The organism is Pseudomonas sp. Van50 (assembly GCF_055390755.1).
In genome coordinates, this window is record NZ_AP024343.1 from 903,955 (window position 1) to 917,722 (window position 13,768).

Genomic DNA, 13,768 nt, shown 5'->3' on the forward strand with positions numbered 1-13,768 from the left:
TCGGATCCCCCAGGCCTGGCAGGATCCGAGCGGGTTTGAGTTGGCCAGGTGCAGTCAGGAACTGAGACCAGGGCGCGGAGCACGATTGATAGCCAAGACATGCTCGTTGTATTTCCCATAGTCCATAGCGTGGCGCCCCGTCTGGATACTGACGCTTTCCGGGATAATGCCGCTGCAATTGAAGCAGGCAATGAAAGGTTTCGGTTCGTCCACGCCGGTTATTTTGTGGGTGAACAGTTGCGTGTTCGACAGCTTCATTTCAGCTTGACCCGGGTAGAGCGCAACGACCGAGTTGATCAGGCGGACTTCTCCATGAGCCCCTGGTCCCCCGGTGCGTATGGGGATGATGCTATTGGATTGTTCAATGTGCCTGGCAATGAGGTTCTGGGTGTATTGCTGCAGTTCATGGACGTCCTCGACGGTCCTGCTCAGCGTCGGCTCGCTCTTTAACTCGTCAAGATCCAGTTCGATTTTATGAATCGGATCGATTTTCGTCGCGCTGTATCGTTCGGCCAAGTCGGCCAGGTAATCGTGGGTATTGCCGATCCTGTAGCTTCCGAAGTTCAGGTAGAAATTCTCGCTTTCGGCGGTGCCGTCATACGCCTTGTCTACGCCGCGGTATCCCTCCGGGCCGGATTTGGGCCCGGTGAGGTTGTAGAACTCGTTGAGGCCCACGCCCAAGCCATCGACCAAGCCATGGGAGTGAACGACCAGCTCCTTGCGTTTGGTTTTGCTGAAACTGGGGCTGGCGTCGGGGTCTGGAGGGCCTTCCTGATGAGTGCCGGCACGTTTTTTAGCTTGTTTCGTCGGTGGCGGCTGCATCATTTTCAGGGAACGGGCGTGGCCATCCTCTTTCATCCATTGGATGAAATCCTCCTTCATCCACCCTTGACGGTCGACAAACCTGAGGGGGTTGTTTCCCACCATGGCATACAGGTTCAAGCCATCGACCGCCCCTGCCGGGTCGGGGCTGATCCAGCGTTGCAACCACGGCGCGTAGTACCGCTGCCCGTAATAATACAGGCCACTGGCATCGCGTTCCTTGCCGCAGTAGCGAAGGGTCCGGTAGTCGGCTTCCACGGCCGAGCGGGAGGCCTGCCAAGCGGTTGCGCCGTAGGGCAGGTAGCTTTCCTGGCTGATCAGGCCGCCCTGGTCGTCGAGTTCCAGTGAGCTGGAGCCCAGGTGGTCACCAAGGCCATAGCGTATCGGGTTGGCGGCGATACCGGACGGTCGGCCTTCGGTCCAGTGCAGGTAGCGCACGTTGTAGCGACCGGCTTGCAGGATGATGACTTCCAGGCGTTCATTATCGCGCGTGCGAATCTCGAGGCCCGGCAGATAACGGACTTCCCGAGTGTGAACCCTTGTCGCGCCCTGGGTTGTCTGGAGCTTGCGTACTCGTTGACCGCCGCTGTCGTAGCGATAGCGCTCGATGTCATCGGCAGCGTTTTCACGCCGCACCAACACCACGCCGTCGAGCTGGTTGCGCAGGTTCCATGTCAGCGCCTGGCCTGGGGAAAGCGCCTGCTGGTTGCCGTTGGCATCGAAGTCCACTGCCACGTCGGGCGTCGATTGGCCTTTATTCCAGGCGCGCAGGCGATTGCTCGCGGCGGCCACGTTCAGGGTCCGGGTGTAGTGGTTGCCTTCGCGACGATGGCGCAACTCAATCAGATTGCCGCCGGCGTCGTACTCGTAATGTTCGGTGAAGTTGAACAGCTGACTGGGGGCGATGGGTGTTTTGCCGAGGGCTGGAAGGTCCGGGGGCCTGGTCAATCCGGCGGCCTCGCGGCCCGTCGCGCTGATCAATTGGTAAAGGCTGTCGTAGGTGAATGTGCTGGCGGCTTCGACCCGCTGGTTACTGCCAAACTGCACCGGTTGAGCCTTGTCCTCGAGATGCGTCACGTTGCCCACCGGGTCGTAGGTGTAGCGCAGATCCTGCAAGGTGCTGGCCGCCCGTGACGTGCGCAGGGCGGTCAGTCTACCGTTGGCCGGATCGTACACGGCGCGACTGACGACCCCGTTGCCGGCCGTCTGGGACTCGATCTGGCCGGACGCGTTATAGACCAGATCGCTCATGATGACTTTTTCGGTCGCCGTGTGGCTTATCTGCAGGCCCACGGACTTGAGCTGACCGGCGACATCGAACGAGTAGCGCTGCTGGTGCTGGGCGGCATCGGTCTGCAGGATAAGCTCGGCGAGGGCGTCGTAGCGCCAGTTCGTGGTGTAGCCGTTCCCCTGTTCCAGCAAGCGATCGCGGTCTATCTCCTGCGCTGGCCAGTCCAGGCGTTCGGCGGTGGCCAGCAGGTGCCTGGTCTGGCTGAGAGGTTTGGCGCAAAGCCCATAGTCATGGATCAGCAGGGTGCCGGCGCTGTCATCGTGACGGATCAGCGCACCGCAGCGGTTATGCACTGCGGACTCCGGCGAACTGTCGCCGTATTGCCGGCATTCGACCCTGCGCGGCACGTCGCCTGCCGCTTGCTCATGGACGGCCGTCATGCGCAGTTGCGTGTCGTAGGTGGTTCGCCAATAGGAGCCCCGCTGATCCCAGCAGTGCGATAGCTGCCCGGCATCGCCAGGCAGGTACAGGCGCCAGCCGGCATCGATACTGTCGAGCAACAGCGTCTTGCCGGACAAACTGAAGACCGTCCGCAGGTTCGCCCCGCCGGTCGCCATGGCAAACAGTCGAGGATCACGCTGCGCCACCGCTCGTCCCGCCGCGTCGTAGTCTCGCTGGGCAATGCGCGCCTGGGAGGGGGCCTGGGCGTCGCGCCGGTAGTAAGCGATTTGCCGCACGGGCAGGCCACGACCGTCGAAGGCATTGATCGTGGGTGTCTTGTGATGAAGGCGTGCGTTCATGCGCCACCTCCGGCCGTGGCGGCGTGTTCGGACAGGACTTCCTGCAGCGTGTCATTCTCGTCCTCGTCCACGGTGTACCAGGGGTGACGTGTATGCCGGCGCAGATAGGCGAGGCCATTTTGCCTGGCGAGCAACACGTGGCTGGGGCGTCCGAGTGGGTCGTAGAAGTGTTGGTCGAAATGCCCGGACTGGCGCAAGGACGCATCGTTGATGTGGCTGTGCCGGTCGGCGAAATATGGGCGGTAGATACGCACCGCCAGGCCCTTGCTGTTGTATTCCACCCGTTCGCTGACACGCCAGCGCCTGGCTGCGATCTGCTCCTTGGGCTTTCCATCCGTCAGTGTCAGGTCGCCCTTGGCGTCGACGACGTAAGCCTGGCCCGGTTCGACGAGTTGCTTGCTTTGCAGGGTTCGTCCGAAGCCATCGAAGCCACTGACGGCGATGCGGATTTGTCTTCGGGGGTCATCCGGGAAACGGTCGGCGACCAGCGTGGCGATGTGTATCGGTTCACGGGGCGCGGCTGCGATTTCGTGTTTCAGCTTGAGGTCGTCGGCGGAGGGTGTCTGAAGCTCCGCCAGGCGGGCTCGGGCCGATGCGCGGATATGGCCGCTGGGCAGCAGGTCGCCGTTACCCACGCAACGTGCCAGCCAGTCGGTGTCCGCCCGGGCAACCTTCGATACACGCCCCATCCAACTGAAGGGCGCGTAATAGAGGGTCATGGCGGCGTCTTGCAGAGCGTCCCCGCTTTGTCTGATGGCGGTCGCGGGGCTGCTGAACGGTGGCCGTTTGAACTGTGCGAGCGGCTTGAAACCCACGGGGGTGTGGTGCTCGTCACCATGGAAAGAGGTCGCCAATACTTGGCCGAACGCATCGAACAGGCCCTCCTGTACGTTACCGTTGGGGTCGATGATGCGCAGGGGCTGGAGTGAACGGTAATCGTAAAACGCCTGGGTGGTGCAGCCGTCGGGCAGTTTGAAGGTGGTGACAAGACAAGCGTATGGGTCATGGCCTGTTTCGTACGCGCCTTGGCTTTCGCTCGGTTGTACGGTCCTGGTTTTGTAGAAGCCCGCCAATGGCGCGTAGGTGGTGAAAGCGCTTTTGACGGACCAGAGTTTTTTCTCCGGCGCGGTGTCGAGAAGAAAATCGCTCATTCGGTGATAACCCATTCGCTCCAGTAGTTTTCCTTTGGGGCGGCTGTCCTGTGGCAGTAATTGGAAGGCGCCCAAGGCCGTTTCATCCAGCTCGGCGCTTTCCAGATGATCGACCAGGGCCTGAAAATCGGCGACGCCGTCCGGCAGGGTCGCTGCGCTCGACGCGTGTCTGTAGCGCTGCACGGACAGGCCGGTCAGCACGCCTTGGGTTTTCCAGGCGGTTTGTTTCGTGAGTTCGCTGAGCGTTTCGAAAGACAGGTCCCGTGGGCTCAACCCCTCGTCTTCAGGGCGCTTGGGGCGTTGCAACGCCTGGGTGCGCTGGCGATAAGGCAGGCCGAGTCGCCATTGCTGGGGCGCCTGCAAGTGGATGAATTCGGCACGGGTTTCGTTCAGGTAGTAGAGCTGCTGCGCCGGGTCATGCGCATCGCGCCACCACTGTTGCGTGTCGGTGTCGCTGAACGGTGGTGTGTCGCTGGCGGTTTTTCGTCGGGCGTAGTGGATGTCCACGTTATGGGTCAGTGCGCCGTACCGGTCGTGTTGCAGGTTCAGGGTGTGCCGGCATTGCGGGTCATCGACAATGCCTTCGTACTGGTAGCGGATGGACTCCAGCAGCAGGGGCAACATTCGGGCCTGCCGGCGAATGCTGTCGGGCGCTTGCAGCAGGCGCAGCCCATAACGGTTTTCCTCCACCGAATACAGACGGGTGGTTTTCAGCTGTCTGTCGATGCCGAAGACCTCGCTGCGCAGTACCCGGCCACACAGGGCGCGGGACATTTCCAGTTCGGTCGCCGCATCTGGCGAGGCAATGATGCGATCCTGCAACGCCTCTGGCGGCCAGTGACACAGCAAGGTCTTGCCCAGCGGCACGGCTTGCTTGTCTGCCCGGCTGTAGCCATTGCGTGGCAGGTTCACCCTTCGCCCGGTATGAAGCCAGGTCTTTTTCAGGCAGGTGGCGGTGAAGGCCTGGACGTCTGTGTCGCCGGGGCTCGCTTCAGTGTCGGTTTGCAGTAACAGGCCAAAGCCCCGAAACTCACGTTCGATGCCGTCGTAGTAACCCTGGCGATAGGAGAATGCCTGGGTCAGTCGATTGCCGGTTATTTCATCCACTTGGGTCTGGGCGCAAACCAGGTGCAGGGCCAAGGGCAAGCGACAGGTGAGGGGCTTGCCGTCCGTCATCCGCTGCAGTTTTTCATCCAGCCACTCCTGGGCCGAGCTGCGGTAGTGGATGCGCTGGTCGGCGCCCATGTTGTTGTGGATGCCGGTGAGCAGGTACGGTTTGGCGCTGACGAAGTCGTAGCGCCAATGCCGCGGCGTCATGTGCGGCGCGCTCAGGATCAGGCTGGAACAACCGAGCCCTTGCAGGTCGGCGATGCTGACCTGGCACAGAGGATCGTAGCGCAGGCCTTCCGGCCAGGGCAGGGCAACCGCGGGGCTGAAACCATGGCCGCAGCGGTTCATGAAAATCAACGCCTGGTCCGCTTGCAGATAGATCAGGTCCGCAGCGCCGGAGCCATCCAGGTCCGCCAGGCGGATACGCGCGGCGTCGAAGCTGTCGTAGGCCAGCCCGGGGAAGTCCAGCACCCTGGCGTTGCCGAAACGCCCTCGGCCGAGGTTGGACCAGCACTTCACTTCGTTGTGACGAATGCGCACCAGATGCTGCTGGCCGCTGCCCAGTACATCGCTGAAAGCCACCAGTTCGCCGGCTGAGGCACTGAATAGGGGCAGGGCGTCTTCGTTTTCCTCGCGAGGGACTTCCACGGGAGGCGAAAAGCCGTGTTCCCGCCGGTTGGCGTACAGGCGAACACTGCGCGGGCCGATCACCGCCAGATCGCCGAGCCCGGCGCCCATCAGGTCGGCCAACTGCCCTTGGGGGCTGAAAAACTCTGGCGCAAGTGCATTGAACGTGGCAAAGCCCGACCAGCTTCGTTCGGCATCGAGGGCGAAAAAGCCGCTCACTTGCGGATGGGCGACGAGCCAATCCAAACGACCATCTCCCGTGAGGTCGCTCAGCGCCTGGTGTACTGGTGTGGCCGTGTCGGTCGCCGGGATGTGGGGCAGCGTTCGCCACGGCCCGTAGGTCACGTCGTTGCCTTTGGTATTGGCCCGCACGGGCTCGCGGTAATGCCAGCCGTTGTCGGTTCGATGCAGCACCCCCGGCAGTCCCTCGCCGTACAGGTCCACCAGTTGATAGGCACGATCATCGTTGAGCCCCGGCATGTCCTGGAAACGCCGCCAGGCACGGGGTTCAGGCGCAAGCTGGAAGGCGCTGTAGCTGAATTCGACGGGCGGTCGGCTTTCGGCCGCTTCACCTTCGCCGAACGCCTGGTCATGGGCGGCGCTAAGGAGCGGGTAACCCAGAGGTGTCTGGCGATAATCCAGCAGCAGGCGCCGCACCAGGACGGGGGCGGCGCCCAATTCCTCAGGGAAACGGTGAAACATCAGGACCTGGCGACACAGCCGTTCGGTGCGCAACTCAAAACCGTAGGCGAAGCTGGAAAATGCATCGCCACGGGCTTGCCACTGCTGGCCCTCGTAAGACGGTTTTCCTGCGTAGGCGGTGGTCCGTTCGCCGTAGTCGAACACCAATTCGAAGTGCCATTGCACGTTCGCGAGCCGATCCGCTGTCCACCCGTAAAGGTGTGCATCGGCCTCGAAATTGCCATAGCTGACCTGGCTCAAATAGCGTTGGGCCGTGGTGTCTGTCTTGTACTGGTAGAGGATGTGCTCGCCGTGAGCGTTCAGGCTCTCCTCCAGCAGCCATTCGCCGATACGGCTCGTGTCCTGGGGATCGGCGCGCCGTGCTGACGGGTGCTTGCCAAACAGGTGGAGGCTGCCGTCGGCACCGTGCACCAGCCAGAAACCGGCCTCATCGCCTTGCGAGGACCAATGCTCGATTCGGTCGAAGTGGCTTTCGATCCTGGGAAAGTATTGGGTGACGGTATAGCGCGTGCCCAGGTCCAGACCGTTGTAGTGGTCGATGTAGGTGGCGGCGATGACACCTTGTGAATCGCGCTCGGCTAGCCACGCCACCTCGCTGGGGCCGACGAACTCGTCATCCTCGGTGTACGCCGGTACACCCTTGCTGGTGCGTCGCGTCACGCTGGGCAATGACAGCCCCCAGCCGATGCCGAACACACCGTTGCCGAGCGAGCTGAGATAGCTCAGGGTCAAGGTCGGCGCAAAGCCACGCCCTGGGGATATGGGCAGGGCAATCCCATAGGAGGCCGTACCGTGGGCGCCGACGGGGCTCCATCCTTTGCCGATGCTTTGAATGGCACCGCCCCCCTTGGGCAGGGACGGTGCGGTGACAGGCAGCGGGGCGTGTTCATTCATTGCACACCTCCACCGACCCTGGCGGTATAGCTCACATGGACTATGACGTCGGTCAGCGACTCCAGCAGGTCTTTTTGGGCCTCTGGATTCGGGAAGGTCAACTGCCACTTGGAAATCGCGCCGGTGTATTCGAACGGCAGGTAGCGATCATCGTTGAAGCTCAGGGTGAACAGACCGTTGTCGTCGACACCCGTCGACAGGGCGATCCGTTGGTTGGCGCGCCAGCTTTCCATGGCCTGGCCTTGATCGCCCGGCGACAGGAACACCGTGCTGGCGGTCTGGGTCAGCGTGGCTCGAATGTTTTCATAAGGCCCGACGACGGTGGGCAAGGTCACGCTGATGGTTTTGATGCGTCGCAGATAATGTCGCTGGTCCTTGTAGTCGTCTTCGAACAATTGATGGGTCAGCTCGAACTCGCATCCGCCCTGTTTCAGGTCGGCGTGCAACTGCGCCCAGTCCTTGTTGAGAGAGCTGGCAGCGGTTTTGCCCTTCAGTTGTTGCAAGGATATTGTCTTGCGGATCTCCAGCTCCCGCTCGTGACGTTGCAGGTACCCGGCGTGCATTTTCAGCAGGTTGAGCTTCAGCAGTTCGCCCGCCCCAAGCCCGCGATAGGTCGCATGCCAGGCGCCAGGCTGAATGAAGCGCGTGTCGAAGTCGGCGATTTCATACTGCCAACAGGCTTCGGCGGCCAGGCACAGGCTCAATGTCGCGTCGTAGGCCTGGCGATACAGTGCGGCCAACTGGCTGTTCAGCCATTGATACAGCTGCGCCTTGGTAAAGCGTTTGCTGAGGAAGTCGTAGTGGGCCTTGGCTTGGCCCAGGGTCGATTCGGCCAGGCGCAATTGCAGGCGAGTGGCAGTTTGCTGCTCGGTGAATTGCGCCAGTTGTGCGTCGATCTGGGCCAGTTCCAGTTGTGACTGATCGTACGCCTGGATCCATTCCTGTCTACGTCGATTGAACGATGCCAGGCGGTCGTACTGGTCCGCCGCGGTGCGGCTGATGATAGCGGCGCTATGGGCCGCGGCGGAGGCAGCGAGCATTGGTCCTTCCCACCGACTGCCACCGTTGCTGAAGCCAAAGATGTTGGGCAGCGTCATCAGTCCGCCTGCCGCGATTTGACAGGTCATTGCCGCGAGCTCTGAAGCTCCGCTGGCTACGTAGAGGGAACCTGCATTTTTCTCGGAGTCACTCAGGTTGTCCTCCAGCAGTTTTTTGTAATGACTGGCACGGCCCTGGACAATAGCCTTGCTGGCCAGCAGCGCCTGGCGGCTTTGGCGCTCGATATTCAAGGCCTGGCGCTGCAGGTCGACGGAAATTTTCGCCAGGTTCCAGGCTTGCTGTTGTTGCAACTCCTGCAACTGGGCTTGTTCCTTGCGCTCGATCAGCGACAGCAGCAGGGTGCCGAATTGGCTGAGGCTCTCCACGGCGTTCTGGGCATGGCGGTGCATGACGCTGAAGCGATAGTGGGGAATGGTGACGCTCGGCAGGCCTGTCGACGGGCTGTCAGAGAGACTCAGGGCGTTGGCGCTGGAGAGGGCGCGCGGGTCCAGCGGCGCCGCGATGATCGGCAAGTGCAGCGGCTTGCCGGTCATGTCGAGGTTATGTCGCAGGTTGTATAGGCGACTTTCCGCCAGGTCCCAGCACCTGAGCAGTTGCGGATTGAACGGCAAATGCAAGTACGGGCTGTCGATCGTTGGCAGGGATGACCGCGAGCTGCTTTCGCTAAGCACCAGTGTGTGCTGGTCAGTCAAGCCGGTCAGCGCGTATTCGAAAGTGCGCAAACTGTCATCAGAGGTGTCGCTCAGTACTTTCAAGCTGATAGCTGTCCAGGGATCGGCCGGTCGGACGACCGGGCGTGGCCCCAGCAGGTCCAGCACGCGCACGTACCACAGCTTTGCCTCGCTGAGCCCGTCAGGGGTCATCTCGCGGTACGTGGCATCGCCTCGGTTGATCAGGATGTCGAGGTACAGGAAGTACAGCGCCTTGCAAAAATGCACGGGATGACTGAGGGCAATCTGGTGTGGATCATGGGGCGCCTGATTCGAATACGACGGCATGCTGTTGTCGATCAGCGGCACGCTCCGCCAGCAGGCCTCCCTGTCGCGACCCGGGTCGAAGGTATAGCGCAACCAGCGCTCGGCCTCCTCGTAGCGCTGCTCGGCATTCAAACGATGGGCGACCAGCCAGGGTAGATAGAGGAACAACTCGGTGAAGTAACGGCCATAAGGCCCATGGAAATCCATCCGGTTGGTTGGGTCTCCGGGCACGGCGGGTTCCGGCAGATGTTGTGTGGCCCAGTCGAACAGCTCATCGAGGCTGTTTTCGGTGCGCCGGATCAGTTCGGCGGCGAATACGGTGTTCAATCGGATGGGTTGGCGCGATTGTTTTTTGTTGTCGCTGTAATGCATAGCGGAATCGCTAAAGCTGATGATTTGAACAAGGCGCGGGCCGTTTACCGTCTCTTCGATAATAGTCGGAGCCATGCGGCGAATGTCTACCAGAAACGGCAAGGGAAGGAAGGCTCCCAGTTTCGGGTTGGTATGACTACCCGGTAGATCAAACCCATGAGCGGTTTGAATACGTCGTTCATTAGCGTCGAAGAGCCGTTTGCGGTAATCGTCGTCGAGATCCTTGATGTCGATTTCCGGATTTATCGGTGGAGTGGCTGATAAATAAGGCACGACAGCGAGGTGTTCATCGATGCAAGCCGTTTTAAGAAATTTGCAGTTGTCGGCGGAAGCAGGCTTTGAATCGGTCTTGGCGCCCAGCGCCAGGAAGAGCAGCGCGTGGCGCTCAGAGACGTGATATTCGGCAACCGTACACAACAATGGTTTGATTGCATTCACGTCCTTGCTGCCCAGCACCTCATCCTCGCAATAGCCTTGCAAGCCGACCCGCGGCGTACTCCAACTGCCATCGTGTTTCTTGAAGCAATAGCTCAAGCGTAATAACGGGCGGTTAGCCCCTGGCGCAGTTGTACTGGCGACCTGAGAGACGCGGCTCGAGGCTGCGGGATCCTGATGTATGCACTCCGCCCACACAACGAACAGACGATTGTTGAACCAGACCGGTCGGATCGTCTGTTCGGCGGCGCTCTCGGGAATCGGCACGTCGGCTTTTTCCCAGTCCGACCAAGCGTACGGATCCGGCTGGTCCCGCTTGGGTGCGATGGCCGGTGCTGGCGCAGGGGGGCCGTCGAACGGACGCTGGGCCATGTTCAACGAGCGCCAGAAGTAGCTGTTTTCGGAGCGGGATTTGGCAATGAAGTAATAGGTGCTGTTGGCAAAGTCCGAGCCGTCGATGTAACCGTTGAGAATGTTCAGGTTGGCGACTTCTTCGAAGCGGGTCAGGTAGGCCATGACCGCCGTTTGAACGGCATCGGGTTGAATCTGGTTCTGGCTGAGCTCGTTTTCCAGTTGCCGGAAATTCTCGCTTTTATCAGCCCTCAGGGCGGGGTCGAGATAAGTCGCGGGGAAGTACAGCAATTTTTGATGGGCGGCCCAGGTGGGGTACTGGTGCATCTCATCGCGCCATGTTTTCAAACGCTCGGCGCCGATACTGGCCGGGTCGTAACCGGGCTCCAGGTTCATCAGGATGCGGTTGATGTACTGCTGCAGGCTGGCAATGGCGCAGGCCACTGGCGTGGTGGGCACGTCCTGGCTGACCAGCACGTCGAGCAGCCAGTATTCGTAGAGGTCACGGGCTGTCTTGAGCTGGCGGGTTTTCGTCGTGGCCTGCTCGGGTGCAACCTTGTTCAGGTAAAGCGCTAGCAGGGCATCGCGCAGGCTTTCATCGAGCTGCTTTTTCAGGGCAACGGTCATATTCGATCCTTGAATATTGAAGTGGGGTGGTCAATGGCTGGCCGCGATCAGCGCTTCGCCGACGGTTTTCCAATCCGAAGCAGGACTTTGGGGGTTCAGTGCGGTTGCCTTGAGCAGCAGCTCTGCCGACAGCCCTGTGCTGACGCAGCACGCCTGGCAGCGGATGACCCAGTCCAGCGCTTCCATTGACGTTGCGCGTCGCGGTTCCAATTGCGCCGTGAGGCGTTGCACTTCTTCGCTGTTCCAGTTCAGGAGGCTGGCCAGCAGGCTGTTGGCTTCTTTTTCCGTCTGTTGGCCGTCCTGGTTGGCGACATGCAGGTAGTGCAGCAGGTTTTCTTCCGACTGCGCCTGGTGACGGGCGCAATGGCTGAAACGCTCGAGCAGATACAGCGTTTGCGGGGTGAGGGCTCTGGAAGTGTTCGGGGCCAGCCATGTCGGGTTTGCCATCAAGACGTTCAGCGTGCTGCTGCTCAGGTGCAGGTGTTGGCAAGCCTCGGCGGTGCGCAGTACCTTTGCCAGCGCCTGCGGCATGATGCCCGGGGCAGCCTTGATGGCCGCGACAAGCGCCTCGGCATCGGTACCGGCCATTTGCATCACGTGGGGAACGAGCTCGCTGGAAAGGTCGGCCATGTCATGCAGGAGGGTTTCAACCAGGTGCTGAGGGACGTGCTCGGTGTCCTCTCGAAGTCTCGCCAGGCGTTGTTCCTGGTTCTGGTTCAGTGGCAAGCCCGCTTCTGGTTCAGCGAACAGACGACACCACTGCAGCACATCGAGCCCGTTTTGCCTGAGCCAGTCGACGGCCCAATCCAGGGCCATCAGCACGTCGAGAATGTCGGGTGCCGAGGATGCCGGGGGAGACAGTCGCCCGGTCACCAGCGCCTTGCCGTAATCGTCCCCGCCCAATAGTCGGGCCAGCTCGGTGCACGCCAGCGGCGATAGGCCCAGCATCCGGGCGATGCGGGCCTGGCGGTAGAGGGATGAAACCGTAGGCAGGTCGTGTTCCAGTCCCGGCAGGTATTGTTCGCTCTGTTGCGCAAGCAATAGCAACGCGTCCTGGGTCATGGGCAATCCGAGGCCGGCACTCAAGTAGCTGAAGGTTTGCTGGTCGGTGACGGCCAGTGGCTTCTTGGGGTATTGCCACACGGGGTTTTCAAGCAAGCGGGTGCGATTGAACACCTGATCGAACAACGGGACTCGTTCCCCGCAGGCTTCAACCGGCATGTCGTGCAGCAAAGAAGCAAACTCTTCAGGCGCGATGCCATGACGTTGGTTCAGGTACCGGTAGACGCCAAGGGTGCGCAACGTGTTGGCGCTGAGCGTGTCGCTTCCCTCGGATCGCAGGGCATTGATGATCAGTGTGTCCAGTTCGGCCACGGGGATATCGGTCCAGCGATGCAGGCGGATCATGCGCTGGAGACGGTCGAAACGTTCATCGGAATAGTGCAGGAAGACGCGCGACGCCCCTTGGGTTTCGATGCGCAGGGGGGGAGTACTTTCCGACCCGTTGATGTAGCTGGCGCCATAAACGCTCTGCGTGGCGTCCGGGCTGTTGATCGAGCTGCGAGGGCTGTAGCGGCCTTGCGCCAGGAATTGTTCCACCTGGTCCGTCGTCAGCCCGGTGCGTTCCTGGAAAAAATCGAGCTGATCCAGGCGTGTGATGTCCTGGGTGCCATAGCTTTTCTTCAGCGCTTCAGGCCTGGCGCTTGAAGCGCTTGGCGCGAGCAGCAGGTTCTGTTGTTCCGGGCTGAGTCCGGACAACAGCTTTTGGGCATCGAGATGAGAGGTCGTGACGCGCCCGTACGTCGAGGGGCCTCGTGAAAATGGCAGTTGCAGGCTGACCCGATAGTTCAGTTCGCCTAGCACGGGTTTGCCTGCGCCCAGCCCGAGCAGACACTGGTGATGGTGCAGGTCGTAGGGCAGCGAGAAGGGATAGTGCTCGCTGGCCAACACCTGCTGGACGGTCTTGGCCCTGTCGGTACTGGCCAGGTGCGCCGCGATGTTGCTGCACAGGGTGTCGTTGACGATGTCGAGCATCGGACGCTTGGCGAAGGCGCTCTGTCGATCGAGCATCAGCTTGCCGAGGTCCGGGCGCCGTTCCTCCAGGGTGATCCTGGCCGCTTGTACAGGGGCCGGTAGCTGCTCCAATTGCCGGGCGAACAGATACAGGGCTCGCAGATACGCCACGGGTGAGTCGATGGCGGCGATGTCGCCTTCGTCGCAGAACTGATCCCAATTTTCTTCGAAGAGTGCCTGATAGCCGGCGGACGCTGGCGTTGTATCCGAATCCAGGCTGTACCGGAAACTTGGCTGGGTGTCCTTCCTGGGTGATACGCGGTGTTCCTGGTACAGGCGGCTGATTTGTCCGGCATAGCTCACAGCGCTGTCGTAGACCCGCCCGGCATCCGCGTCGCTGTGCTTGGCGAGCTCGAGGGCGAACTGCGCTTTGTCCATGCGCACGATGTCGAACACCGACGTCACACCCATGTGCTGCAGGGCTGTTCTGAATTTGGTTTCTGAAGTTTTCTTGCCGGCAGGGAAGGCGACGAGCCGGTGCAACAGCGAGTCGTTGCTAACGTCCATGTGGGGTCTATCTCCTGTTCGAACGGAATG

4 protein-coding genes are annotated in these 13,768 nt (G+C 61.1%); all 4 read right to left on the minus strand.

The features are described from left to right. Window positions 1-54 precede the first annotated feature (54 nt). Genes ACZ5M5_RS03870 through ACZ5M5_RS03885 form a run of 4 tightly spaced genes read right to left on the minus strand, consistent with a single transcriptional unit; the run spans window position 55 to window position 13,738 of the window. Window positions 55-2,853: an RHS repeat-associated core domain-containing protein gene (locus ACZ5M5_RS03870; RefSeq protein WP_464738617.1), complete on the minus strand. Its 2,799-nt coding sequence runs from the start codon at window positions 2,851-2,853 to the stop codon at window positions 55-57. After that, entirely contained in the window at window positions 2,850-7,337 is a 4,488-nt protein-coding gene (locus ACZ5M5_RS03875; protein WP_464738618.1) for a SpvB/TcaC N-terminal domain-containing protein, read from the minus strand. Before ACZ5M5_RS03875 ends, ACZ5M5_RS03870 begins: the two co-directional genes overlap by 4 nt. Continuing rightward, window positions 7,334-11,158 (minus strand): Tc toxin subunit A-related protein, encoded by a 3,825-nt coding sequence (locus tag ACZ5M5_RS03880; RefSeq protein WP_103308592.1) that lies wholly within the window; start codon window positions 11,156-11,158, stop codon window positions 7,334-7,336. Before ACZ5M5_RS03880 ends, ACZ5M5_RS03875 begins: the two co-directional genes overlap by 4 nt. 30 nt (window positions 11,159-11,188) lie before the next feature. Beyond that, window positions 11,189-13,738 (minus strand): Tc toxin subunit A, encoded by a 2,550-nt coding sequence (locus ACZ5M5_RS03885; RefSeq protein WP_464738619.1) that lies wholly within the window; start codon window positions 13,736-13,738, stop codon window positions 11,189-11,191. Window positions 13,739-13,768 lie beyond the last annotated feature (30 nt).

Coding starts and splice junctions, on each gene's coding strand:
- ACZ5M5_RS03870 (WP_464738617.1), bottom strand. CDS start 2,853: ATGAACGCACGCCTTCATCACAAGACACCCACGATCAATGCCTTCGAC.
- ACZ5M5_RS03875 (WP_464738618.1), bottom strand. CDS start 7,337: ATGAATGAACACGCCCCGCTGCCTGTCACCGCACCGTCCCTGCCCAAG.
- ACZ5M5_RS03880 (WP_103308592.1), bottom strand. CDS start 11,158: ATGACCGTTGCCCTGAAAAAGCAGCTCGATGAAAGCCTGCGCGATGCC.
- ACZ5M5_RS03885 (WP_464738619.1), bottom strand. CDS start 13,738: ATGGACGTTAGCAACGACTCGCTGTTGCACCGGCTCGTCGCCTTCCCT.